The 25,872-nt window shown below is 40.2% G+C and carries 26 protein-coding genes; 9 read left to right on the forward strand and 17 right to left on the reverse strand.

The window, feature by feature from the left end:
- Positions 1 to 7: 7 nt before the first annotated feature.
- From I595_RS14630 to I595_RS14655, 6 genes are all read right to left on the reverse strand, one after another.
- The gene (locus tag I595_RS14630) at positions 8 to 640 is read right to left on the reverse strand and encodes a S41 family peptidase (protein WP_054560188.1); all 633 of its coding nucleotides are present in this window, start codon (positions 638 to 640) and stop codon (positions 8 to 10) included.
- Between the two features lie 33 nt (positions 641 to 673).
- A complete protein-coding gene (locus I595_RS14635) occupies positions 674 to 1,051 on the reverse strand; it encodes a hypothetical protein (protein WP_054560189.1) in 378 nt (125 codons plus the stop codon).
- Entirely contained in the window at positions 1,048 to 2,472 is a 1,425-nt protein-coding gene (locus I595_RS14640; protein ID WP_083467630.1) for a serine hydrolase domain-containing protein, read from the reverse strand. Before I595_RS14640 ends, I595_RS14635 begins: the two co-directional genes overlap by 4 nt.
- Positions 2,473 to 2,533: 61 nt before the next feature.
- Positions 2,534 to 3,082 (reverse strand): DinB family protein, encoded by a 549-nt coding sequence (locus tag I595_RS14645; RefSeq protein WP_054560190.1) that lies wholly within the window; start codon positions 3,080 to 3,082, stop codon positions 2,534 to 2,536.
- Between the two features lie 98 nt (positions 3,083 to 3,180).
- Entirely contained in the window at positions 3,181 to 4,020 is an 840-nt protein-coding gene (locus I595_RS14650) for a LytR/AlgR family response regulator transcription factor (protein WP_054560191.1), read from the reverse strand.
- 6 nt (positions 4,021 to 4,026) lie between these two features.
- Complete coding sequence (locus I595_RS14655) at positions 4,027 to 4,293, reverse strand: P-loop NTPase family protein (protein ID WP_054560192.1); 267 nt, start codon at positions 4,291 to 4,293, stop codon at positions 4,027 to 4,029.
- A 454-nt stretch (positions 4,294 to 4,747) separates the two neighbouring features.
- On the opposite strand from I595_RS14655, the gene I595_RS14665 reads away from it, so the two are divergent.
- The 3 genes from I595_RS14665 to pyrF all read left to right on the forward strand — a co-directional run bounded on the left by I595_RS14665 (position 4,748) and on the right by pyrF (position 8,246).
- Positions 4,748 to 6,016: a DUF3570 domain-containing protein gene (locus I595_RS14665; protein WP_054560194.1), complete on the forward strand. Its 1,269-nt coding sequence runs from the start codon at positions 4,748 to 4,750 to the stop codon at positions 6,014 to 6,016.
- A 270-nt stretch (positions 6,017 to 6,286) separates the two neighbouring features.
- A complete protein-coding gene (prfA, locus tag I595_RS14670; protein WP_054560195.1) occupies positions 6,287 to 7,363 on the forward strand; it encodes a peptide chain release factor 1 in 1,077 nt (358 codons plus the stop codon).
- A 55-nt stretch (positions 7,364 to 7,418) separates the two neighbouring features.
- On the forward strand, positions 7,419 to 8,246 hold the full coding sequence (pyrF, locus tag I595_RS14675) for an orotidine-5'-phosphate decarboxylase (protein ID WP_054560196.1): 828 nt from the start codon (positions 7,419 to 7,421) through the stop codon (positions 8,244 to 8,246).
- On the opposite strand, the gene I595_RS14680 is transcribed toward pyrF, so the two are convergent.
- Entirely contained in the window at positions 8,247 to 8,441 is a 195-nt protein-coding gene (locus I595_RS14680; protein WP_054560197.1) for a hypothetical protein, read from the reverse strand.
- A 179-nt stretch (positions 8,442 to 8,620) separates the two neighbouring features.
- On the opposite strand from I595_RS14680, the gene I595_RS14685 reads away from it, so the two are divergent.
- Positions 8,621 to 9,406 carry an alpha/beta fold hydrolase gene (locus I595_RS14685; RefSeq protein ID WP_054560198.1) on the forward strand — a complete coding sequence of 262 codons (786 nt, stop codon included), beginning with the start codon at positions 8,621 to 8,623 and terminating at the stop codon, positions 9,404 to 9,406.
- A 227-nt stretch (positions 9,407 to 9,633) separates the two neighbouring features.
- Here I595_RS14685 and I595_RS14690 read toward each other — a convergent pair whose 3' ends face one another.
- Positions 9,634 to 10,341, reverse strand: coding sequence for a DUF4197 domain-containing protein (locus I595_RS14690; RefSeq protein WP_054560199.1), 708 nt, complete (start codon positions 10,339 to 10,341; stop codon positions 9,634 to 9,636).
- 52 nt (positions 10,342 to 10,393) lie between these two features.
- Entirely contained in the window at positions 10,394 to 11,242 is an 849-nt protein-coding gene (gene purU, locus I595_RS14695; RefSeq protein ID WP_054560200.1) for a formyltetrahydrofolate deformylase, read from the reverse strand.
- A 141-nt stretch (positions 11,243 to 11,383) separates the two neighbouring features.
- On the opposite strand from purU, the gene I595_RS14700 reads away from it, so the two are divergent.
- On the forward strand, positions 11,384 to 14,836 hold the full coding sequence (locus I595_RS14700; RefSeq protein ID WP_054560201.1) for a methylmalonyl-CoA mutase family protein: 3,453 nt from the start codon (positions 11,384 to 11,386) through the stop codon (positions 14,834 to 14,836).
- Positions 14,837 to 15,020: 184 nt separating this feature from the next.
- On the opposite strand, the gene I595_RS14705 is transcribed toward I595_RS14700, so the two are convergent.
- A complete protein-coding gene (locus tag I595_RS14705; protein ID WP_054560202.1) occupies positions 15,021 to 15,422 on the reverse strand; it encodes a hypothetical protein in 402 nt (133 codons plus the stop codon).
- A 113-nt stretch (positions 15,423 to 15,535) separates the two neighbouring features.
- Between I595_RS14705 and I595_RS14710 the strand changes: the two genes are divergently transcribed.
- Together I595_RS14710 and I595_RS14715 are read left to right on the forward strand one after the other, a co-directional pair.
- On the forward strand, positions 15,536 to 15,982 hold the full coding sequence (locus tag I595_RS14710) for an Lrp/AsnC family transcriptional regulator (RefSeq protein ID WP_054560203.1): 447 nt from the start codon (positions 15,536 to 15,538) through the stop codon (positions 15,980 to 15,982).
- A 31-nt stretch (positions 15,983 to 16,013) separates the two neighbouring features.
- Positions 16,014 to 17,465, forward strand: a complete 1,452-nt coding sequence (locus tag I595_RS14715) for a hypothetical protein (RefSeq protein WP_054560204.1) — start codon at positions 16,014 to 16,016, stop codon at positions 17,463 to 17,465.
- Here I595_RS14715 and I595_RS14720 read toward each other — a convergent pair.
- Positions 17,455 to 18,084, reverse strand: coding sequence for a DJ-1/PfpI family protein (locus I595_RS14720; RefSeq protein ID WP_245628299.1), 630 nt, complete (start codon positions 18,082 to 18,084; stop codon positions 17,455 to 17,457). The genes I595_RS14715 and I595_RS14720 overlap by 11 nt on opposite strands.
- A 436-nt stretch (positions 18,085 to 18,520) precedes the next feature.
- Here I595_RS14720 and I595_RS14725 point away from each other — a divergent pair, with 436 nt between their 5' ends.
- On the forward strand, positions 18,521 to 19,168 hold the full coding sequence (locus I595_RS14725; RefSeq protein ID WP_054560206.1) for a DUF1684 domain-containing protein: 648 nt from the start codon (positions 18,521 to 18,523) through the stop codon (positions 19,166 to 19,168).
- A gap of 56 nt (positions 19,169 to 19,224) precedes the next feature.
- On the opposite strand, the gene I595_RS14730 is transcribed toward I595_RS14725, so the two are convergent.
- From I595_RS14730 to I595_RS14755, 5 genes are all read right to left on the reverse strand, one after another.
- Positions 19,225 to 19,965 (reverse strand): DUF6733 family protein, encoded by a 741-nt coding sequence (locus I595_RS14730; protein ID WP_083467624.1) that lies wholly within the window; start codon positions 19,963 to 19,965, stop codon positions 19,225 to 19,227.
- Positions 19,966 to 21,411: 1,446 nt separating this feature from the next.
- Complete coding sequence (locus I595_RS14735; RefSeq protein WP_054560208.1) at positions 21,412 to 22,668, reverse strand: ammonium transporter; 1,257 nt, start codon at positions 22,666 to 22,668, stop codon at positions 21,412 to 21,414.
- A 30-nt stretch (positions 22,669 to 22,698) separates the two neighbouring features.
- Positions 22,699 to 23,037: a P-II family nitrogen regulator gene (locus tag I595_RS14740; protein ID WP_054560209.1), complete on the reverse strand. Its 339-nt coding sequence runs from the start codon at positions 23,035 to 23,037 to the stop codon at positions 22,699 to 22,701.
- A gap of 266 nt (positions 23,038 to 23,303) precedes the next feature.
- On the reverse strand, positions 23,304 to 23,672 hold the full coding sequence (crcB, locus tag I595_RS14750; RefSeq protein WP_054560211.1) for a fluoride efflux transporter CrcB: 369 nt from the start codon (positions 23,670 to 23,672) through the stop codon (positions 23,304 to 23,306).
- 16 nt (positions 23,673 to 23,688) lie between these two features.
- Positions 23,689 to 23,868, reverse strand: a complete 180-nt coding sequence (locus tag I595_RS14755; protein ID WP_054560212.1) for a hypothetical protein — start codon at positions 23,866 to 23,868, stop codon at positions 23,689 to 23,691.
- 339 nt (positions 23,869 to 24,207) lie between these two features.
- On the opposite strand from I595_RS14755, the gene I595_RS14765 reads away from it, so the two are divergent.
- On the forward strand, positions 24,208 to 24,594 hold the full coding sequence (locus I595_RS14765; RefSeq protein ID WP_054560214.1) for a pyrophosphohydrolase domain-containing protein: 387 nt from the start codon (positions 24,208 to 24,210) through the stop codon (positions 24,592 to 24,594).
- A 146-nt stretch (positions 24,595 to 24,740) separates the two neighbouring features.
- Here the strand turns inward: I595_RS14765 and I595_RS14770 are convergent, their stop codons facing one another.
- On the reverse strand, positions 24,741 to 25,805 hold the full coding sequence (locus I595_RS14770) for a branched-chain amino acid aminotransferase (protein ID WP_054560215.1): 1,065 nt from the start codon (positions 25,803 to 25,805) through the stop codon (positions 24,741 to 24,743).
- Positions 25,806 to 25,872: the final 67 nt, after the last annotated feature.

Consider the following 25,872-nt stretch of genomic DNA (forward strand, 5'->3'; position numbering starts at 1 on the left):
CAATAGGCTAATCTTTTCCTCCATATAGCTCTTTAATAAAACCTTCATTATTTGCAAAATCCAACCACATCTGAAGATTGGCCTCGGTTGCTAGGTACTCTACACCTATTTTTCTTATTGGATTGGTATATAAATAGGGCACCAGCTCTTCATAGCTTGCATCTCCGCCGCCGCCATTGTTTCTTATGTCGATTAGAAAATTAGGTGCATTTAGAATATCCAAATTATGGGCCTTAAGGAGACTGTCTATTTTCCGTTTTTCAGAAGGATTGAAACTTGGAATTCTAAGGTATACCGTACTAGTGTCTAGTTGTCTAAAATAGGGTTCTGTCGCCTCTATGGCCTCCAAATATCGGTCTACAATAGAGTTTGGTGATGATGGTGAAGACTTGCGTTTAAGGGAGATAAAATCCATGATTAAATAATCAGATTCCCATAGCTGAGCGTTTTCGATACTTTCTTCAGAATAATCGCCCTTGTAATACACTGCGGATGCATCTTCCTTTATCCTCAGTTTTATGTCTCCCTTCTGCCACTTGCTAGTACCTGGATCAATAATAAAGCCGAAATACTCATCACCAATTTTCCTAATTCCAAATTTCGTACGGCTCGCTAACCCATATCCCTTCGAAATCAGCACTACTTTTTGTTGAAAGATATAAGTTGAATTCCTCTAAATTGAAGTCAATTTTTTTCCATTTTTTTTTGCTTTACGCTCTTGTTTAGGTGTACTATCCGCTTTACTATCAGTTACTTTGGAAGGTAAAACGGCAAAGCCAAGATGGCCAGATCTAAAAAATTTCATCCATTCATCAATGGTTGCGGCACACTGTGTAATGTCAGAAATAGATGTTACTTTCTGTTCAAATAAAGCAGTATGTATCTTGTAAGCTTGAGGTTTGCCTGGCATATTCATGATTGTAGAAAAGCCGGCATCATTTTCCTCAAATACTTTCCTAGCCCACTCAAGTGTGGCCTTACAGTCACAAGTATGTGCAAAGCCATTGGAGGTTAGTTGAATTAAAACGACCAGGATAGTTATTTTTTTCATTTTTTGCGCACATATGTTCTATCTAATCCTGTTTCTTTTTGCTGTAATCTATAGCCGTTAACAACATCTTCATTGTCAATATTAAACTTAAATGTTACTTCTGGACGAAAGCCAATAATACTAAATTCAGTCTCTGTAATCGGTTTTAATTCAAATTGACCGCTATCCCACAGTCTCCCAAATTCAAAAGTAATCTCCGATTCTCGTCCATCCCAAATATAGGTTCCCACATATTTTTTAAGTACTTCTTCGGGCAATTCAAAAGATTTCTCTATCGGTTGGTCATACAAAATCTTACGAGCGTATTTAGCAGGACTAGTTGTGATTTTATTTTCAATATTTATAAGTTGAATAATCGTTTTATCAGTATCTAAATGTCTTTCAATAATCGTCAAATAACCAGCCCAACGACCTGTATGAAGAACTCTTTTACCATATAGACTATCGTTTCTAACGAACCAGCCAAATCCATAACCAGTTTCTTCCTTATTTTCTGTTGGATACGAGGAAAAAATTAATTTTTTGTTTTCGTTATTTACAAGTTCGTTACCGTAGAGTGCCCTATCCCACTTATATAGGTCTTTCAAATTAGAATTAACCATTCCATCACCAACAATACCATCTAAATAAATGACTTTACTATCTTCAGGGGATTCATCAGGTACTATATTTCGCTTCAAGCTATCTGAATAAATATAGCCTAGTGCATAATTATTTATTTTCTTTGGATTATATCTTCTCCGGTAAACAAAGCTATTGTCCATTTCAAGCGGTTCAAATATCTTTTCTTTCAAATAGTCCTCAAATGATTTTCCACTCACTCTTTCTATGATGGTACCAAGTATTAAATACCCTGTGTTGCTGTAGCTATATTTTTGATTCGGTTCAAATTCCTTTTTAGGCTTTAGTTTTGCAAAAATTTTAATCACATCCTCATTAGTTGCTATTTTAGATTTGTCCCAATTATCTTCCATAATATTCATATAATCAGGTAAACCACCGGTATGTATTAAAAGATTCTTTATAGTAACACCTGAGTAATGCTTTAATTCTGGTATGTACTTGCTAATCGGGTCATTATAAGAGAGCTTCCCATCTTTTTGAAGTTGTACAATTCCCATCGCTGTAAATTGTTTTGATACAGATGCTAATTCAAAAGAGGTCTCAATGTTTAATTTTTCATTCGTTTTTTGGTTGGCAATTCCATAACTTTTTTGAAATATAACTTTACCTTTTTCTGCCACAAGTACATTTCCATTAAATTCATTTCTTTCAAAATGCGCAGAATAAACGGAATCTAATCGTTGCGTTTTATCATTTTTCACAACTTCATATTTAGCTGTAGTTGTGTTTGTTTTTTTTGTATTCTTACATGCAATTATTAGAAATAGTGCAGATAAGAGAAATATTGATTTTTTCATTTTTATATCGTTTATTGTTTTTGGTGTATTCACTGGTTTAAACTGTAATTGTCTAAAAAAACTACTCTTTCTTTAAAATATCACGTATAATCTTGAGGTGATGCTCCGTATGAATAGTAAGAAACTTAATGGTCTCATCTCTATTCATAGTCCCAAGCATTGGATGATTAAAATGCTTTTTTTCTGCAAGCGCAGCCAACTTTTCCGCTGTGGCGAGCGCTTCATCATAATGCATTTGTAACGTTTTGATTGTTAAATTTCCTTTTGGGCTTACGGACTCTGGCGCAGTAACTTTTCCTCTAGGCAGTGTATTAGAAGTAAACACATAGTCTCGTGTCTGATTGGGTTCCGCTTTATAATTACTTTCATTAGAATACTTTAGCGCTTTATGTAACTGATTTACCATTAAATAAATATGATCCATATGCCAAGCAACAGAAGCTTCTGACACTTCAAGGTTTATGGTATCCCGCACAGGAATATAGGATGCCACCTCATTGAGTTTTACATTGAGCTTAGAATTTCTTTGCTCTAGTTTTATACTTGTAGCGCTGCTTAATAATAAGATTCCTGTCATAAAGATTAAGATGTTGTAAATACGATTTTTCATAAGTCTATTTTCAAATGGTTTGGCTCAAAAATAGGCTTGTAATCAGTACCTAGGATAAAATTGGGATGGGTGTGCCACTTTTGTGATGAATGGGAACGCTAGTAAAAGTCAGCTTTGGAAAAGGATCTAGAAACGGGAATACTTGTAACTACCTTATCTAGTTGTATGGTTAGTGCTCTGGCATTGCCATCAATGGATTTTATATGTTGTGTATTGATAAGGTAAGAACGATGACAACGTTTTATTTGAGAAAGATTTTCTAACTGTATTTCAAGCTGTTTTAAAGAAAGTCTAATGAGTTTATCAGTAAGGATACCTTCCTTAAGGTAATAAATCGTCACATAATTCCCCTCAGATTGTGCATATACAAACTCCGATAATTGCATTACAGTAGGAGATGCCTTTACACTTTCTTCGTGTATTTGTACCGTAGTGGTCTTTTCCTCGGCTGCAGGCGGCAACTTAATGGAAAGTAATTGAGCTCTCTTAATATTACGTTTTGTAAGTGTCCGCTCCATAAAAAAAATCAAGCCTACGATAGGGAAAATCCCTATCGAAAAGGTGATTTTAAGAAAACCAAAAAATGCTTGAAATGAAAATTCTGCACGCCCTACGAAATAATTATGTAAACAAATAAAAACGTTTACCATTAGAATGCAACACAATTGTAACAGAATTTCTTTTCCTATAGTCCATCTTTCTGGACGAAAAAACTGCCCATATAGTTGAGGAAGAAAAAAATAGGTGGCAGTCACACCAAGAAAGACCGAAAACCCAATACCTGCTAAGAATGCATATTTGTAGGTGGTTAATCGTGCCGTGCCAAAAGGTTCAAAAACAATCAAAAAAACAAAAACAAAAATACCTGATAATAAAGCAAATAACCACTTGTACTTAGCAGATTGCAATAATGGATAAGGTAGATTTAGCCACTGCATGAAGAATTAGTATATTTTTGGCTGACAGGTAAATGTATCATCATATCGCCCTTTTTTAGCTACAAGCATATCCATGATATGTTGATTTGCACTAACGTCAGCTTCAATAACCAAAATTTTGTGCGCCTGTTTTATGGAGTTGAGTGGGTGCAGAATTATTCCCCTGGTTCTCCCTTGATATAACGATACTGCCAACTGATAAAGTGCCTCACTCTGTATGTCCAACTTTAATCTAGTTTCGTCAAGGTGAATTTTAGCCTTATTTTTTTTCAATTATAGCAATCAATTTTAGGAACTTTAAAGGATTGTTTTAATGCAATTGATACGGATTATATCCTTCATTGACATTAAAATTCGCTTTCCATTAGTGGTTTACAATTTTTTCTATAGAAGTAAAGTTACCTTACTCTTTGTTAAATTCAACATTTTCTATTATAAAATCTTTAAAAAGTACGTTTATCTTGTAGGCTTTTCTATAAACGACTTCCTCCCTTTAAACGGGACTTTTTAAAATTGCGACTAACCCGTTGTGCGTTATAAATTCCGCTAAAAACGAAATCTATCGTACATTTCTATGATTTTACCGAACGTAATTCATAAAATGCGGGATTATCTTTTCATCAAAAAACGAAATGAAGAATGTTGTTGTCTACGGCATTAATTACGCCCAACTTATTTTTATGTGCTTGTAATTTCTAATTCCTACCTTTATACTAGCTTATAATGCATGCGTAAAAGATATATTTGTGGGACTGTATGGTTTTTGCTGGGTAGCTTAGGCTATGGGCAACAAACAGATACGCCCTATAAAAAAAGGGTGCTGGAAGCCAGTGAGTTGGATATGTTGTTCAGTTACTATAGCCAAGAAGGCCAAAATGCCGCCGTCAATGGGGGTGAAGGTACGGAAGAATTGATTGACGCCACCTCTACCATTGTATTAAGGATGCCCTTAAATTCAGATGATGTACTCACCGTGGACGCGGGCATTTCTGCCTACACCTCCGCTTCTTCCAGTAATATCAATCCGTTTGATGGAACTGGTGTGGCCTCTCCTTTTGATGCTTCTTCCGGGGAATCTCGCCAAGATGTTTTGGCCTACGTGAATCCATCATACGCCCATAGTTCCAACGACAGAAACCGTGTATGGAGCACCAACGCTTATGTATCTAATGAATACGACTATTTGTCCTTAGGTTTTGGCGGTTCTTATGCCTATCTGTTCAATGAAAAAAACACCGAAGTTTATGTTGGTGCCCAAGTGTACTTGGATCGTTGGGACCCGCAGTACCCTGTAGAGCTACGTGGTGATTTTGCTGCCGAAATTAACGGATATAACCCTGATTTTGAAAGGTTTGATAACGTAAACCGTAATTCTTTCAGTCTTTCCCTAGGCTTTTCCCAAATTCTGGGAAAGCGTTTGCAAGGGGCCCTTTCCGTAGATATTGTGCAACAAGAGGGTTTGTTGAGTACCCCTTTTCAACGGGTGTATTTTGGGGATAGGGCCGATTTTTTTGTGGAGGATTTTCAGTTGGCAGATGACGTGGAACGTCTTCCGGCAACACGATTTAAAATTCCAATTGGAGGCAGATTAAATTATTACCTCAATGATTTTCTCATCATCCGGTCTTTCTACCGCTATTATTTAGACGATTGGGGATTGCGTTCACATACCGCCAGTTTGGAAACACCAATTAAACTCAACGATAAATTCACCTTATACCCCTCATACCGCTACTACCAACAGTCTGGGATGGACTACTTTTTTGAAAAGGAAAGGGCAACATCGGATTTTGAGTTTTACACTTCGGATTTTGACCTCTCCAATTACACGGCCAATCAATTTGGTTTTGGTATTCAGTACAAGGATATTTTTACCACGGCCAAGCTGTTGCTATTGGGATTAAAAACGGTGGACCTGCGCTATAATTTTTATGATCGTAGCGATGGCCTTTCTGCCTCCATTGTAACCTTGGGTACAACCTTTATTATTGATTGAATGTTGCTTCCATATGGAAAAGCAGATACACATCTTAAAACCCAAGCCAACTGCTTATCCCCTGATACTTCTGTGGCGCAAAACAGCGAAGCTAGGACCACATCCTTAAAGTTTTTTCTGATTGGTCTACTTCACCATGAAAAAGTAACGCAGACCATTTAGGTTCAAAGGCACAAATATCTTGGTTGCGAAATCCAATCGCTTACCGCAACGAAGCTATTTTAAATGTACAAATTAATTGTAAATTCGCTAATCCTAGGAGATTGAACTATGCTTGATAAACTTAATATTGTAAAGCAGCGCTTTGATGAGGTAGCTGATCTAATTATACAGCCAGACATTGTCACGGACCAAAAACGCTATGTGACCTTGAACAAAGAGTACAAGGAGCTCAAGGCCCTTTGTGAAAAAAGGGACCAATATATTACCTTGACCAATAACCTTAAGGAAGCAGAGGAAATTGTTGCAGACGGCAGTGATCCAGAAATGGTTGAAATGGCCAAAATGCAATATGATGAGGCCAAAGAAGCACTCCCGCCCTTGGAAGAGGAAATTAAATTGATGCTCATTCCCAAAGACCCGGAGGATTCCAAAGATGTGGTCATGGAGGTACGTGCTGGCACCGGAGGGGATGAGGCCAGTATTTTTGCGGGTGATTTATTTAGGATGTACACCAAGTACTGTGAATCCAAAGGATGGAAAACCAATATTATTGACCTTAGCGAGGGTACCAGTGGAGGATACAAGGAAATCCATTTTGAGGTAACTGGGGAGGATGTTTATGGAACCTTAAAGTTTGAGGCCGGAGTGCACCGGGTGCAACGGGTGCCGCAGACCGAAACCCAGGGTAGGGTGCATACCAGTGCGGCCACTGTGATGGTGATTCCTGAGGCGGAGGAGTTTGACGTACAGATAGACCCTAAAGATGTGCGTATTGATTTTTTCTGTTCTTCCGGACCAGGTGGCCAATCCGTAAATACCACCTATTCTGCGGTACGTCTTACACACTTGCCAACAGGGTTGGTAGCTCAGTGCCAAGATCAAAAATCACAACATAAGAACAAAGAGAAGGCCTTTAAGGTGCTACGTTCCAGGTTGTATGATTTGGAACTGGCCAAAAAACAGGAGGCGGATGCCGCCAAACGAAATTCACAGGTAAGCAGTGGGGACCGTTCTGCCAAAATTAGAACCTACAATTATCCGCAAGGCCGGGTAACGGACCATAGGATAGGGCTCACCTTGTACGATTTACAAAACATTATCAACGGCGATATTCAAAAAATCATTGATGAGCTAATGTTGGTTGAAAACACCGAGAAATTAAAAGAAGCCTCCGAAATATTTTAGGTAGGGACGCCGGTTCCCCGTCATATATTTTCACCATTGATTAGACCGTTTTAGAATGAACATAGCAGCGTTAATTGCCCAGATCAAAAAAAAACAATCTTTTCTTTGTGTGGGCCTAGATACCGATTTGGATAAGATTCCAAAGCACCTTTTAAGGGAGGAAGACCCTATTTTTGCTTTTAACAAGGCTATTATAGATGCCACGCAGGCCTATTGCGTAGCGTACAAACCTAACATTGCCTTTTACGAGGCCTACGGGTTGGAAGGTTGGAAAGCCTTGGAAAAAACCATTGGCTATTTAAATACAAAGTATCCGGAACAGTTCACCATTGCAGATGCCAAGAGGGGAGATATTGGCAATACATCAACCCGCTATGCCAAGGCATTTTTTGAGACCTTAAATTTTGATTCCATTACCATAGCCCCATACATGGGCAAGGATTCCGTAGAGCCCTTTTTGGAGTTTGAGGATAAGCACGCCATTTTATTGGCATTGACGTCTAATAAAGGGGCTTTTGATTTTCAAACCAAACGGTTGAAGAATGAAGAATTGTACAAAGAGGTACTGGCCACTGCAACTACCTATAAAAATGCGGAAAGGTTGATGTTCGTTGTAGGGGCAACAAAGGCCAATTATTTAACCGATATCCGAAAAATTGTTCCCAACAGCTTTCTCTTGGTGCCGGGAGTAGGTGCCCAAGGGGGAAGTTTAAAGGAAGTTTGTACCTATGGCATGACAGACAATGTGGGACTCTTGGTAAACTCCAGCAGGGGCATTATTTATGCTGAAAATGGGAATGATTTTGCGCAAGCTGCCGCCGCAAAAGCAAAGGCATTGCAGACTGAGATGAAAGCAGAGCTAAAGCGGGCAAACTTGGTGTAATTACACCAAGTTATCCAGTATGGTCTTTATCTGTAGGGCCTTGGATTCAAAGAATTCTGCCAGTTTCGCATTCGTTTTATGCAGGCCGGAGGCACGCTCTAAAAAGAGCTGGTACCGGTGTTCTAGGATAAGTGAGGCCTGTTGGCCACTGGTAATGGATTTAGTGGCTCCCACCCTGCAATATTGATTTTCCATTTTAATAAGATTTGTTCTAACAAAGATACGTTGAGATTCAATTTTTAGATGTTTGGCAGTAGGTGTATTAATCTAAAAATCAAGTAGTTTGTCTATTTTTAACTGAAATTTTACAGTTCTTGTCCTTAGAACAAGGTTTGTTGGTAAAAAATTAACGTACTTTTAATCAAAAGAATTCTTTGCTTCATTACAATACATATCATCATAAAACATCCAAGGAGTGGGTTACCTTTGTGCATGGCGCGGGCGGTAGCTCCTCTATTTGGTTTAAACAACTGCGGGATTTCAGAAAACATTTTAACATCCTATTGTTGGATTTAAGGGGACATGGGAACTCAAAACCCAACCTTAAAGATGCATTTAATGATAAGTATACCTTTGATAGCATTACGGAAGATATCATCAAGGTCATTGATCATGAGCAGATAGAAAAATCCCATTTTGTAGGTATTTCTTTGGGTACTATCCTCATTAGAAATATAGCGGAAAAATACCCGCATCGGGTAGCGAGTATGGTAATGGGCGGAGCAATTATGAAACTTAATTTCCGGTCTCAAGTTTTAATGAGACTGGGCGTGGTGTTTAAATCCGTGATTCCTTATCTGTGGCTGTACAAATTTTTTGCCTTTGTCATCATGCCCAACAAAAACCATAAAGAATCCCGCTCGTTATTTGTAAGGGAGGCAAAAAAATTATATCAAAAAGAATTTATCCGCTGGTTTAAGTTGGCCTCGGAAATTAATCCGTTGTTACGCTTTTTTAGGGCTGTGGATATTAAAATCCCCACCTTGTACGTGATGGGGCAGGAAGATTACCTGTTTTTGCCCACCATCCGCAAAGTGGTTAAAAAGCATGAGGTTTCCACGCTCTTTGTCGTGGAGAACTGCGGTCATGTGGTAAACGTGGAGCAGCCTTTGATATTCAATGAAAACGTGATACGCTATTTATCGTCCTTAAAGAAATAGATCAAAATTCCTCAAGGCTTTAAAAACAAAAAACCGGTGCTCCCACCGGTTTTTTTTAACTAACTAACTCAAAAAAATGCTAACTCAAATAACGTGGTTAAAATTCGATTAAATCCTTGTTACCAAGGTTAATTAAATTTTAGCAATATGTTATAATTGCTTTATTTTCTTGAAGTTATAACGCCCGTAAATCTGCATTATTGTAAATGGTAAATATTAAAAGTTCGTTAATCCTGTAGGGCAAATACTTTTTGTAGCAGCGCGGTTCCCCTAGCGGATACCTTGTTCCGTATTTCCTTTTCCTCTATGGCTATCATGGTATATACGCCAGATAAGGCCTCTTGGGTGACATAATCCGTTAGGTCTGGGTTAACATTATTGGTCAACGGAATGCTGTTATATCTTTGGATAAGGTTGTTCCAAACCTGGTCTGCACCCACTTTTTTGAATGATTTTTTAATTACGGGGTTAAATTTATCGTAGAGAGCGCTGGAAGTGTTGGATTTTAAATATTCCGTTGCACTATTGTCCGCTCCCACCAAAATACTCTTGGCATCTTGGAAACTCATGTTTTTTACGGCATCCACAAAAATAGGTGTAGCTTCGGCCACGGCATCTTCCGCAGCACTGTTGAGCACCCTAAGTCCTTCATCGGCCAGTTTGCCAAGGCCTATGCCCCTTAAAGTTTTGTCCACTTTTTGCAGTTCCTCCGGTAGCATAATTTTCACCAGCTCGTTTTTAAAAAAGCCACTTTCAGCACTTAATTTGCTCACTTGTTTTTCAATACCTTGATTTAAGGCCTGTTGCAGTCCTTGGGCTATTTCTGCGTTTCCGATGCCCGCGTCTCCCTGCGGTAGCTGATTCACTACTTGTTGTAACTCATTACAGCGTATAAAGCCAAAAACAATGGCTAGACATAATAGGTGTTTTTTCATTATGGGTGTTTTTATGGGTTTATCCTAATTATGGCTTTAAAAGTATTGGCTTTTATGTGAATATGACGGTTTTATTTTGGTAAACCATCGTTTTTCTATTGACATGCAGCTTAATTGCCTTTGATAGCACGATCTTCTCCAAATCCCTTCCTTGGGTGATGAAATCTTTAATGCTATGGGAGTGGCTCACCGGTGCCACATCTTGGGCGATAATGGGTCCTGCATCCAGCTCTTCTGTAACGTAGTGGCTCGTTGCGCCAATGATCTTAACCCCTCGCTCAAAGGCGGCATGGTAGGGTTTTGCCCCAGCAAAGGCGGGTAAAAAGGAATGATGGATGTTTATGATCTTATTGGGATATTCATTTATGATTTTTGGGCTAACGATCTGCATGTACCTCGCCAAAACAATAAAATCTACCTGATATTTTTTTAGCAGCTGTAGTTGTTGGTCTTCGGCGGTTGCCTTGGTCGCTCTAGTGACGGGGATATGGTAATAGGGCAGTTTAAATTGTTGGGCAATATGGGCCATGTCTTTGTGGTTGCTAATGATAAATGGGATAGCTACCGCTAGTTCACCACTGTGGTATCGGGCTAAAATGTCATACAAGCAATGTTCGTATTTGGACACAAAAAGAGCCATTTTTGGTTTGCTCTCCCTACTGTAGGCCTGCCACTGCATCGCAAAGGGATTTCCTAGTTCTTTTTGGAAGCTGGCACGCAGGTCGTTGGTGTTTATTGAATGATTAAACTCACTTTCGATACGCATAAAAAAGACACGGGCATCTTTATCCACATGTTGGTCCAAATACACTACATTCCCGCCCTTGGAAAATAGAAATCGGGTGACAGCTTGGATAATCCCGGGTTGGTCTGGACAATGAATCAAAAACGTGAGGTGCATAGGGCATTATTAAGAGCTAAAATTATACTATTCTAAAAAAGGATTCCATTGAACCATACTTTTTTGCGTGATTATAATTATAACTGCATTTTGATTACATTTTCTGTAAATTGCAGACCTATTTAAGACCCTTTATTGATAATGGAACAAGTGAAGCCTTACCTCCCTAAGCATAAGATAAGAATCGTTACCGCCGCCTCTTTGTTTGATGGTCATGATGCAGCCATTAATATCATGCGGAGAATCATTCAGGCTACAGGGGTAGAGGTCATACATTTGGGACATGACCGTAGTGTGGAAGAAGTGGTCAACTGTGCCATTCAGGAAGATGCCAACGCCATTGCAATGACCTCCTACCAAGGGGGGCATAACGAGTACTTTACCTATATGTACGATCTACTGCGGGAGAAGGATGCGGGGCATATCAAAATTTTTGGCGGTGGTGGAGGTGTTATCCTACCAGAGGAAATAAAAACATTAATGGCCTATGGTATCACAAGGATTTATTCTCCGGATGATGGCCGTGAATTGGGCCTACAAGGAATGATCAATGATTTGGTCTCACAATGCGATACAGCGGTGCCAGAATTAAAAGTGTCCGGTACGGAAAGTATTGCCAAGCGCTTATTGGAGAAAGACGGGAACACCATTGCACGTTTAATTTCATTGGCGGAGAATAGGCCAACTGAGTTCAAAACTCATTTTTTCCAAATTGATATCGATGACAGCATACCTGTTTTGGGAATTACCGGGACGGGCGGTGCCGGAAAATCTAGTTTGGTAGATGAGCTCATACGTCGTTTTTTGCTGGATTTTGAGGATAAGCACATCGCCATCGTATCCGTAGACCCCTCCAAACGAAAAACCGGTGGGGCGTTGTTGGGAGACCGTATACGCATGAATGCGATCAACAATCAAAGGGTATACATGCGATCCCTGGCCACAAGGCAATCTAATTTGGCGTTGTCCAAACATGTAAGTGAGGCAGTTCAGGTTTTAAAGGCCGCCAGATATGATCTTATTATTTTGGAAACCTCCGGGATAGGGCAATCAGATACGGAAATTTTAGAGCATAGTGCCGTATCCCTTTATGTGATGACTCCAGAGTTTGGTGCCGCCACCCAGTTGGAGAAAATTGACATGTTGGATTTTGCGGATATCGTGGCCATCAACAAATTTGATAAAAGGGGAGCTTTGGATGCCTTAAGGGACGTGAAAAAACAATATGTTAGAAACCATAATCTTTGGGACGCCAAACAGGAAGACCTTCCCATATATGGTACCATAGCATCCCAGTTTAACGACCCAGGTATGAACCGCCTTTATCGGAAGGTAATGGATACCCTTGTGGATAAAACGGAAAGCCAGTTGGTCTCCAACTTTAACGCAGGGAATGAAGCTTCGGAGAAGCTTTTTGTAATACCACCGGCACGCACACGCTATCTGTCGGAAATTGCAGAGCATAACCGGGCCTACGATGCCAAGGCATTCGACCAAGCCGCTATTGCCCAAAAGCTGTATGGGATTTTTATGGCCATCCTTGCCGCACTTAACAAAATGGAGGGTATACAATCGGCATTGTTTTTAAACAAAAGTGGCCTGGATGGGGAAGCGCTTTTGGCCCAGACAACCGATGACAATAGACCGCTGGTAACCTTATTAATACAGCAGTTTGATGAGGTAAAGATGGATTTTAGCCCTAGAAATTGGGAATTGATCATCAATTGGCAACTTACCGTAGCCCGTTATAAGGCGCCGGTATATACCTTTAAGGTACGGGACAAGGAAATTCATATAGATACACATACCAAATCACTGTCCCATAATGATGTACCCAAGGTAGCGTTACCAAAATATACCGCTTGGGGAGATTTGTTACATTGGATGTTACGAGAGAACCTACCGGGGGAATTCCCCTATACCTCAGGTATTTATCCTTTCAAAAGAACAGGGGAGGACCCCACCCGTATGTTTGCCGGTGAAGGCGGACCAGAGCGTACTAATAGAAGGTTCCATTACGTAAGCCTGGGGATGCCCGCAAAACGACTGTCCACAGCTTTTGATTCTGTTACGTTGTATGGAAACGATCCAGATTATAGACCTGATATTTATGGTAAAATAGGAAATGCAGGAGTTTCTGTTTGCTGTTTGGACGATGCCAAAAAATTGTATTCCGGCTTTGACCTGAGCGACTCAATGACCTCCGTGAGTATGACCATCAATGGCCCAGCACCTATGCTTCTGGCATTTTTTATGAACGCCGCCATAGACCAAAACTGCGAAAAATTTATTCATGACAAAGGACTTGAAGCATCCATAGAAAAAAAGATAGCGGAGATTTATAAGGCCAAAGGAGTCCCAAGGCCCACATACGCTGGCAATTTGCCCAAAGGAAATACGGGTCTGGGATTATTCTTGTTAGGGGTGACCGGAGACCAGGTACTTCCGGAAAAAACATATCAGGAAATAAAGGCCAAAACCCTTGCCCAGGTTAGAGGTACCGTACAGGCAGATATCCTAAAGGAAGATCAGGCCCAAAATACTTGCATTTTTTCCACGGAGTTTGCCCTAAGGCTCATGGGAGATGTACAGGCATATTTTATCGCCCAAAATGTCAGGAACTTTTATTCTGTTTCCATATCTGGCTACCATATAGCAGAAGCTGGTGCCAATCCTATTTCCCAGTTGGCATTTACCTTATCCAACGGCTTTACCTACGTGGAGTATTATTTAAGTCGGGGTATGGATATCAATAAATTTGGCCCTAACCTTTCCTTTTTCTTCTCCAACGGAATAGATCCAGAGTATGCGGTTATTGGCCGGGTGGCCAGGCGTATTTGGGCAAAGGCCATGAAAGAAAAATACGGAGCTGGACCAAGGGCCCAGATGCTAAAGTACCACATACAGACCTCCGGTAGAAGTTTGCACGCCCAAGAAATCGATTTTAATGATATCCGCACAACCTTACAGGCACTTTATGCGATTTATGATAACTGTAATTCCTTACATACCAATGCTTATGATGAGGCAATTACCACACCTACGGAAGAGTCTGTCCGGCGTGCCATGGCCATACAATTGATCATTAACAAGGAATTGGGTCTGGCAAAAAATGAAAATCCGCTACAAGGCTCTTTTATTATTGAGGAATTGACGGATTTGGTAGAGGAAGCGGTGTTGTTGGAATTTGATAGGATTACGGAACGCGGTGGTGTTTTAGGGGCCATGGAAACCATGTATCAGCGTTCAAAAATCCAGGAAGAGAGCCTGCATTATGAAATGTTGAAGCACACCGGCGAATATCCTATCGTTGGTGTAAATACATTTTTAAGCGCTAAAGGCTCACCCACCGTTCTACCCGCAGAGGTCATCCGGGCTACCCAAGAAGAAAAGGAAGTACAGATTACTACTTTAGGGAATTTAAAACAGGGCAATACGGATAAAGCCCAACTGCTATTGCAACAACTTCAACAGACGGCCATTGCAAACGGGAATATTTTTGAATCCCTCATGGAAGCTTCCAAATACTGTTCCTTGGGACAAATGACCAATGCCTTATTTCAGGTAGGTGGCGAGTATAGGCGCAATATGTAGTTAAAAGTTCGGTTTTGGAGGCGTCTAAAGGTTTGCCAACTATAATTGTTCCAGCGGCTTTTAGGCTTTACGCTTTTATAAAGGACTACAAGCCCCATTCCTCCAAAGAGGAGTAGGATGGTTGGGATATGGGAAGGCAAAAAAGTCTCAGCAAGCGACAGGGAAGATGTTTTGGAAGATGACGTTAGTCATCCATCGTCATTAGGGCTTTTCTCCATCGTTTAAAATCTTTTCTAAAGGTTTTAATTTCCTGCCGTAACAATTGCACGTATTCCCTTTCTTTTACCCCATCATGCTCTAGCCCATTGCAGTAGGACCAAATGTTACGGGTGATGCTATTGATAAAGCCAAGATTATAGCACCTAATCGCCCTGGGAACCTTTGGATGAAGCTGTTGCACCAATTTCGTTATTAAGTTGGCATCTACAATAAGGGACTGCGCGATATCATCCCTAAGACTTTGTTTGCCGGTACACCCAAGAAATACTCGGTCAGAAGAAAAGTAGTGGGCGAGCGACTTGCTCACATCCTTTAACACTATCGATTTCTGGTGAATAGTATGATATGAAGGTAACTTTCCTCCCATAACAGCTGTTATTTTTAATATAAAGATAGTACGGGCGCTAAAATTTTAACTTTAAATAAACAGAGTAAAAAAAGCTTATTGTTTAATTTTAAAGTTTTAACCCACAATTCACTTTGGATTTTAAATTAGACAGTGTTAACGCAAAGATTTTGGTCCACTTACAGGGCAATGCAAGGGCAAGCTTTACGGAAATTGGTAAGGCCATAGGGCTAACATCACCGGCTGTCGCAGAACGAGTAAAAAAGATGGAGGATTTGGGTGTGATCAAAGGGTATCATGCCACCGTTTCGCATGTGCATTTAGGAAAGCAACTACGTGCCATCATAACCTTACGTGCCTTCATAGGCAAATTAAAACCTTTTTTAGAAGTAGTTAAGACCTTTGAGGAGGTCATCAATTGCCATAGAATAACCGGTAATGAAAACATCATTATGGAAGTGGTATTAAAAGACCAATTTCACTTAGAACGTTTTATTGATAAACTCATTGCATACGGCGAAACTAGGACGCATATTGTACTCTCTGATGTTGTTGCCAATAAAGCGGTTGTTGACACATAATTTTTGGCTGGATTTTTGATAACAAAAAAGTATGGTAAAAAAGATTGGGATACTAGTAACGTTGTTTGTGTTTTGTCAGACAGGGCTTGCGCAGGAGTTAAGGCTAAAGAAGGGCGTGTTTAATGAGATTGAGGTACAAACGGATACCATCACGGAAAGGATAAGTATATTCCTCCCCACGATTTTTGACTCCAAGGGCAAATGGCCCTTGTTGCTTGTAATTGATTTAGATGGCAATCAAAACCGCTACATGTCTCTTTTTAAGGAAGTTGCGGAAGATAAAGGATATATACTGGCGGCTCCATTGGGGGTTGCGGATTCCTTGGCATTAAGTAAAAATATGGTAGTGGCCCAAAGGAGCATCAATAGGTTACGAGAGGTACTGCCGGTGCATAATGAGCGTATCTATACCGCTGGATTCAGAAACAGTGGGCGCTTTGCAAATTTAGTTCCCATTTTTATCAAGGATGTTGCAGGGGTGGTCTCTGTTGGGGCCTCTTTGGTAAATATCGAATTATTGGCATCAAAAAATCCGTTTTATTTTATCGGTATTGTAGGTACCAGTGATTTTACATATCCCAGTTTGCTTCAAGATGAACAGGTGCTCAATAAATTAAAATTTCCCAATCACCTCTTGGTGCATGATGGGGATAATGAACTGCCTACCACAAAATATCTTCGCCGGGCCTTAAATTTGTTTGAACTTTCTTCCATGGCCAAAGGTTTTATTCCCAAGGACTCCGCCCTTATCCAATCCCTTTTTAAAGAGGACTTGGCAGAAAATGTCAAATACCAAAGCCAACAAGAATGGTTATTGGCAGACCGTTCCCTACGTGAAACCATTACGGCCTTCCGCACCTTAAAAGATGTGGATTCCCTAAGACGGGTACAGAAAGAATTGCGAAGAAGTAAATTGTACAAAACCCAATATAGGTCAAGAACCGCCACCTTGTTCAACGAACAGTTAAAGCGAGACGAGTACAACTATTATTTGGAAGATGATGTGGTGACCTATAATTTCAACAATTTAGGCTGGTGGAAGTACCAGATGACACAATTAAATGCCAAGGTAAATGCCGCAAAAAAAGAAGATAGAAAAATGGGGCTGCGTCTTATTGGCTACATAAACGCCTTGATAGATGACAACATTACCCTGGTAAAGGCAGATAAGGTGGTGGATGAGGAAGCACTGGTATTGCTTTACATGCTAAAGACCATTACAGCGCCAGAAGAGTTGGTTCATTACAAAAATGTCATATCCATTGCGGCCAAGAACCTTGACTATGGCACTGCACTATTTTACGCAGAAGAGCTCTTAAAGCAAGGTTACAAGGACAAAGATGCCATGTACACCATAGATTACACCCACCTTTTTAAAATCACCCCAGAATATAATGCACTTATTGAGAAGTATTTAGGCGAGCCTAGATACAAGGTTACCAGAGAAGAAGAACCGGAACCCGCCGCTGTCATCAAGGAATGATGGCATGGGGTATTTCTTCTAGGTTCCAAGAGATGACCAAACCTTTGGCAATATCTTGAGCTACCTTTTTGCCGTACAATAATTCACATACGTATAAAGCAGCTTCAAAACTTTTGGCTCCTCCGGCGGAGGTGATGTATTTATCATCATGGACAAACAAAACGCTGTCCATGACGGTCAATTGAGGGTATCGCTTTTTATAAGTTTCAATATCAGAAGGGAAGGTGGTGGAGACCACACCATCTAGAAGACCAGCCTCGGCCAGCACAAAAGCGCCATCACAATGGGAAGTAATCAACCGGGCAGAGGTAGCCACTTTTTTTACAAAAGACAACATGGTAGTGTCTTTTAAGTCCGTGTTCAGGTGTCCTTCCGCACTAGGGATTACCAAAATGTCAATGGGAGGAATACTGTCCGTGGTATAGTCAAGATCCGGCAAGATTCTAAGGCCCTCAAAAGTGGTAATGGGTTCTAGCGTATTGGCTACCGTAAAGGTATTCATGGCGGTAATATGCTCACGATATTGGGTGTGCTGGAAGATATCATACGGAGCGGTAAACTCCGTGTTGTACACACCTTCCATAATCAAGAAGGCGGCATTTAACCGATTTTCCTTCATAGTTTGATATGGATTTTGCCTTTTTGCGGTCTTTGTTACAGGGGGTTGACAGCATACGAAGCCCAAGACCAGGGGAAGGAACATGTAAAGTGGTTTCATAAAGATATATTCTAAAGTGAAAGTTACAATTCTAATGGAGAACACAGACGCCCAAAACCAAGATTAAGGATGGCTTTTCTGCTAAAAAACAATTTTTAACCCGTTGTGCATGTTGCTGTGCTTAGACAACCAAATGTCTCATCTGGTGGTTTAGAAGTACGGAAAATAGTATGGGGAACGGTTGGTTGAACTAGAATTTTTGACTAAAGGCCTGTCTCCCGTCAGAGCGTTACAATTAGTTTGTCTTACAAAAGACTAGTTAAGCCGAATTGACAAAATTTATCAAAATGTACAAGGGGTAATTTTGAGTATTTTGCTTTCGTTGTATTTTTACATTATGAGGATATTTGTAATCATCGGTATTCTATTGGTTGTGTCCTGCGGTCAGAAGAAAAAGTACCATAAGGAAAATGTTGATTTTGACACTTTTCCCAAAGCGGTACGAACCATCTTGGAGTATCAAAAAAACCAGAATGAAAGTTTTAAGGACCCAGAGACTTCACCATTGCCAGACCGTTATAGAAAGAATTTTGAGAGCCTTGATTTTTTTGAACCTGACACTTCCTATACGGTTACGGCCAGACTGGAAAGAACCCCGGACGCAAAGCCCTTTTTAATGCCCTCTACCACCGGGGACAAAACCATAGAGGTGGTGTACGGAATTGCACATTTTTCACTCAACGGTGAAAATTACCAATTGGAGATTTACCAAACACCGGAACTTATGGAGAAGGAAGGCTATGAGGATTACCTTTTCTTACCTTTTTTAGATAATACCAATGGGGAGGAAACCTATGGGGGCGGGAGGTATATAGATTTAAAAATCCCGGAGAGTGATACCATTATCATAGACTTTAACCGCGCTTACAATCCTTATTGCGTCTACAATAAAAAATACTCCTGCCCCTTAGTGCCAAGGCAAAATTATTTGAATACCAAAGTTTTGGCAGGAGTAAAGGATTTTAATAAAAAAAGCGCCAAGTAGTGCAAGTAAATTGCACATGGGCGCTTTTTAAGTGGTACTTCTAGGTTTATGCTCTATTAGAGCGATACAAAGAAGGATAGTTTGTAAAAATCGTTGGGTGCAAAACGATCGTTTTCGTCTGCGAGGTTACCCCCAAAAGAGAATCTTAATCCAGCATTTCCTTTTTGGAATTGAACGTAAGGGCCAAACCATACGTAACCATCTGCACGGTCTAAGCTGCCACCACCATTAACCTCACCTCCGGAAAGGTATAATTCTTCAAAATGGGCCCCAATGGAAAAGAAGTCAGAAGCTTTATACCCAAGATTTAACCAATAGTGCACATAATTATTGGTGGCGTTACCCGCTTCTGTATTGTCCCTTAATGCTGCGTAGTACCCAGCATATAACTGGCCCTCTAGTTTTTCGGTTCCTAGATTGACGGTCAAATTGGGCACAATGCCGTCTCCAATGATACCCGGTTGTGCTGCTCCACTGGAAAGTAAGCTCCCCATGGTGAATCCAAGCTGCGGGTTAATATCAAACGCACCCACTGTTTTGTTGTAACCAATACCAAATTCGGTCCATTGTCCCCATGCAGATCCTGTACCGGCCCCCCATTGTATTCCGTAACTGGTTAGGGCATCCGTATCGCTCAAAGCATAGGACACGGCCATCATCGGGTTAAAACCAAAAAATGCATCGTGATTTAAACTTAAACCTACACTTACCTTATCTTCTAATTGGTCCTCTTGTGCTAATGCGGAACACATAAATAGGCCCGAAGCGATTGCTGCAAATACTGTTTGTTTTTTCATAAAATTACATTTAAGTTAATTAGTCTTTAGATATCCTGAACACAAAACTTTCCTATAAATGATTACTTAATGAATATTAAAATTCATTAAATAATATTTAATAAATATTGGTTTTCTGTATAAAAATATCTGTATTTAGGTTTTTTTAATGAACATTTCAAAAGTAGTGTTCCCCATTTTTTTTATCAAAAGAAAGGGCCATTTAGCACTCATATTTATGACTTTCTTAATGGAACGATACTTGAAATGTCGCCTATGGATTCTATAGATAAAATAATGGGAATTCTACAAAGCACACTTATAAACTTTGTTGTCGGCTTGTTATATTTACTGCTAGATAGCTGGATTCTCATGATAAATGTAACAGAGGTCTAGTTTGGAATCTGCACAAACTTTTTTTGATTTTGTAACATATGTGTTTAGGTTGACTCGTATCTCCCTAGCTTAGGATACAACCTTTGGCTTCCTTCTTATTTTTTTGCAGGTGTCAAAAGCAATTTATGATACTCTAGTTATTGGGCTCGTGTCAAGTCAGGATGATAATTCCTCCAGAAAGATAATACTGGTAGCGACCTAGTTATTACATAAACTTACTTTGTAGGGGTTGCAAAATGTTCGCATAGGAGTGCTATCCTATGGGAGTGTATCTAGCATTTTCCAAAGACCTTACGGATTTAAGGAGTTTTAGTAGAATTTTCAAGGTATAACTTACCATATCGGTAACTAAAAGAGCTATTTCCTTAACGAGTTAGAAATGCCTGCCTATAAACCATGGCCCGTAAGTAAGGGACAGGGGAAAGAGCGAAATGTTATTTAGAGCTAAAGGCCAATTGAGGATGGATATTGATTTTAGAGAAAATCCACTACGGTGTGGACATGCCGGAAAGAACCCACGACAAAAAAGCACACAAAAAATTGAGAATATGTAGTAGGGAGTTTATGTCTGGCCTAATTCCTAGCACACAACAGATGGTGCCATTGTTGGGTAATCTAGGGGTGTTTTAGTTACTATGCTTATTAAAGGTCATCGCAATCTCTCGGAATTAAAATGTATGTAATGGTTGTTGGGTAAAGTGGGTCAACAGCGGGATTAATATAAAAACAGTGAAAAAAGAGTATTCAACCTTGGTTAAAGGTCGTGAGTTTTCCTTTGGGTTCCTGTTCCGCCTGTAACCTCAAAAAACCAGTATCCAAGGATTCATGTTCTAGAGATACACCACTCTTGCAATGATTTCAAAGTACCCACAAAAGGATGTCTTGATAACAAAGAGATGATTATCGGGTCTTTACCGGATAACGCATACAGCATATTTAGTTAGGATCTAACAGCTAGTCAAAAGCGATAGCCATACCGCTTGATGTTGGGTTTGCTTTGCGTGAATAAGTTAAGAGGAAACTCTTAAAAAGTAACAAAACGGGGCGTTTGGCAAAACCCCCCGTTTTTAGTTAATGTTGGTTCATCCTAAAATCTGCATAGGCGTCCATTCCATGTTCATGAATATCAAGGCCTTCTACCTCTTCTTCTTCTGATACACGCAGGCCAACGGTTTTCTTAATGGTAAAAAGAATGGCAAAACCTGTTATGCTGCAAAAGGTGGCTGCCGCGCCTATTCCTGCAAGTTGCACCAGAAGCTGATCTATACCGGCTTTTGCACCAAATATTCCAACGGCCAAGGTGCCCCAAATACCACAAATAAGGTGTACAGCAACAGCACCAACAGGGTCGTCTAATTTTAATTTATCGATTAAAGCTACCCCTAATACTATGATGACACCGGCGAAGAGACCAATAATGACAGCCTCGTTGGGTGACATAAGATCAGCGCCGGCCGTAATACCTACAAGACCGCCCAAAATACCGTTTAAGAACATGGTAAGATCATAGTTTTTATACATGATGGTAGAGGTTATGAATGCGGATACCCCGCCTGCGGCCGCGGCCAAACAGGTGGTGACCAAGACCAATGATGTTCCCGCAGGGTCTGCAGACAAAACGGACCCACCATTAAATCCAAACCAGCCCAACCATAAAATTAGTACCCCGGCTGCTGCCAAAGGCAGGTTATGGCCGGGAATGGCCCTTGGTTTGCCATTTTCATCAAATTTGCCTTTGCGTGCCCCCAGCAAGTAAATAGCGATAAGTGCGGCCCAACCTCCGACGGAGTGGACCAATGTGGATCCCGCAAAATCATAAAAACCTTCAGCCTCACCATAGGCCAAAGAAGACAAGAAACCACCGCCCCATTGCCAAGAACCAACAATAGGGTAGACAAGACCAACGTATGCTAAAGTGAATATCATAAATCCGCCCAGTTTAACCCGTTCTGCTACAGCACCTGAGACAATGGTGGCCGCGGTGGCTGCAAACATCCCTTGAAACAAAAAGTCTGTCCACCAGGTATAGCCACCATCAGCATATTCCGGGGTCATTCCATTTTCCGGAGCGGCTATCCCAAAGCCCGCAAATTTGAAAAATCCAGCATCGATATCCTCAAATCCTGGGTACATTAAATTAAATCCGCCAATATAGTAGAGCAAAAGCCCTACACAAATGATAAAGACATTTTTAAATAAAATATTGACGGTGTTCTTTTGTCTCGTTAGTCCGATTTCCAAAAAAGAAAATCCCAAGTGCATAAAAAAGACGAGTGCAGTGCACATCATCATCCATACATTGTTTGCTGTAAATAATCCTGCTTCCATAAAAAGTAAAATTGTTAGTTGGCTATGTTGTTAATTGATACCTGCGTGGCCGCTTTCCCCGGTGCGTATTCTATAGGCTTCGGTGATTTCCGATACAAATATTTTACCGTCACCCACATTACCCGTAGATGCAGTTTTGGTTAAGGTTTCAATGGTACGTTCCAAAAAATCATCAGAAACCACGATAACCAAGTACCTTCTTTGTATGTCTGTGGTGCTATAACTGATACCACGATATACATGTCCTTGTTTTTCGTTGCCAACCCCGGTAACGTCCCAGTAACTAAGGAAGTTAACCTCAATTGCGTGAAGTGCCTTCTTGACCTCATCGAATTTGGATTTTCGAATAATTGCCTCGACTTTTTTCATATTCCGATTTGTTTAATAAAGCATCAAATATGAATAATGAAATTGATACACGCTATTTTACAGGGGGGTAAAACATGATTTTTATCATATTAAAAAAAACTACCCCTAAAATTTAGGGGTACCTTAATGAAGACTTCAAAAAATAAAGAATTAGATTTTGGTAGATTGAATCTGCTTGTTTGAAAATTTGCAAAAACGCAACAATTTTATTGGATTGTTGCGCATAATGTAACAATAGGGTTAAATAGATGGTGAATATATATTCTTTAGCCTCTTGCAAGCCAATGGCCAAAACCAAAAGCGGCAAGGCCAACGGCAATACTAAATACCGTGTACAGCACAAAATGAAGACTGTCACCCTGTTTTAATATGGCATTATTTTCATAAATGAAGGTGGAAAAAGTTGTAAAACCACCGCAAAAGCCCGTAGCCAGAAGGAGTGTTTGGTTATCACTTATAAGTCCCTCTTTCTTGGCCATGGCCATCAGGATTCCAATAAAAAAACATCCTAGTATATTAACGGTAAAGGTACCTAGGTAAACATTGGAAAAAAGTGGATTAAGGTATTTGCTTAGAAGGAAACGACAAAGACTCCCAGCACCTCCGCCAAAAAACACCAAAAGCATCTGTTTCATACCTTAAAGGTACAAACTAAACTGCTTTTTTGAATTCTCCGTTCTTAAAGTCCTGGGCAAATAGTTTTGGAACGGCATTTGGGGATAAATGCTGTACTGGTTTTTCATTTTTGGCTTTTACCCCATTTACGCTAAAGATGAGCAAGAGCACATTCAACACAACCAGACCCGATAAAATGCTTAAAAAAACTATCATTGGTTATTATTACGGTACAAAAGTACACCTTTTCCTATGTTATACGAGAGAAAGCTATATATTGTTGTGAAGCGGTTGATTTTTGTGGTGTATCCAAAAAAAACGTTAATTTTTCATTAACCACTTAATGCCAACAAGGAATATTACAAATATGATAAACCAAATGAGCACCCATTTTACCCCTTTATAATTTTTTGCATGTAAGCGGCTGTCCTTTCGGTAGAGAAAAACCATTGCCGAGACAAAAACTACTACAAAAAGCAATGCAAAGATGAGCTGTCCGGTAGAGAACGACATAAGTTTTCTATTTTTGGACAAAGCTAATGTTATCCAAACGAAATGAAAAATAAACTAAAGGCCGTTGGCGATTTTCACAAAGCCTTTGGGCTTGGTATTGCGGATTCCCCAAGAGCGGATTTGGGAACCAAAAAAAATATGCTCCGTTTTAATTTGATGGATGAGGAAAATAGAGAGTATTTAGAGGCTGCTCAAAACAATGATTTAGTAGAAGTAGCAGATGCCCTGGGAGATATGCTCTATATTTTATGCGGCACCATCCTAGAGCATGGCATGCAGCATAAAATAGAAGAAGTCTTTACTGAGATACAATCCAGTAATATGAGCAAACTTGGCGCGGATGGAAAACCGATCTACCGTGAAGATGGCAAGGTGTTAAAAGGCCCCAATTACTTTACACCTAACATAAAAAAGATACTGCATCAATAGGGTGTGGGATTACAGTTTTAAAAAGCCCGCCACAACACTGGTGCCTTAGGGGGTAAGCACGCGTTTGGCTTCAACGTCATTTAACCAAGGTGCGGCAAAAATATGCGGCGTTACAAATGAAATTAATAACGTATACAGTCTACGGTTTACACCTTAAAACGCCAACCAAATTTATCCTCAGAGCGGTTGTATTGGATGTCCGTTATTTGCTTTTTAAGTGATGTTGCATAACTATGCTGTAGTTCTGGCAAATCATAATCCACCCCTTGGAAGCCGAAGGTAGTTATGGGTGAAATAACCGCAGCGGTGCCTGCTCCAAACATTTCTTTTAGCGAGCCATTTTGGGCAGCTTCTACGACCTCGGTGACACTTATCTTTCTTATTTCAGTGGTAATTCCTTGGTCTTGTGCAAGGGTCAGAATACTTTTTCTGGTGATACCATCAAGAATCCTATCGCTTACGGGAGCGGTAATTAAGGTATCATTGATTCTCACGAATATATTCATGGCACCAGCTTCCTCAATAAACTCGTGCGTATTGTCATCCGTCCAAATAACTTGGTTGTACCCTTTGGCTATGGCCAATTGTGTTGGGTAAAATTGCCCGGCGTAATTTCCGCCTGCTTTGGCATAGCCTGTGCCGCCATTGGCGGAGCGGGAATAGGTTTCTTCTATTAACACCTTCACCTTCCCGGAAAAATAAGGTCCAGATGGGGCAAAACAAACCATAAACTTATAGGCATCCGCAGGTGACGCATGAAATCCCTTTCCAGAAGCGAACATAAATGGTCTTATGTAAAGGGAGCTGCCAGCTGTGGTGGGAACCCAATCCTTTTCCAACCGCAATAAGGTGGTTAACCCGTCTATAAAATGACTTTCTGGAATTTCTGGTATGGCCAATCTTTTGGCCGATATATTAAATCTTTTGTGGTTGTCCAAGGGTCTAAACAACCAAATTTGGCCATTGGAGTCCTTGTAGGCCTTCATTCCCTCAAATATGGACTGGCCGTAATGAAAGATTTTGGAAGCTGGGTCCAAGGTGATGGGTTGGTATGGGGTGATTATTGGTGTTTCCCATGCCCCGTCCTTATAATCACAGACTAACATATGGTCACTATAGACGCTGCCAAATGCCAAGTTGTTGAAATCTACTTCAGTTATTTTTGAGACAGGGGCCCGTTCTATCCGTATTTCTTCCTTAATCGCTTTCATATTACATTTTAACAAAGAATAAAATTAGCTATTTCTAAGAAGTTCTGATTGTTTTCTTACTTTTAAA

The sequence above is a fragment of the Croceitalea dokdonensis DOKDO 023 genome (assembly GCF_001306415.1).
Classification (GTDB): Bacteria; Bacteroidota; Bacteroidia; order Flavobacteriales; family Flavobacteriaceae; genus Croceitalea; species Croceitalea dokdonensis.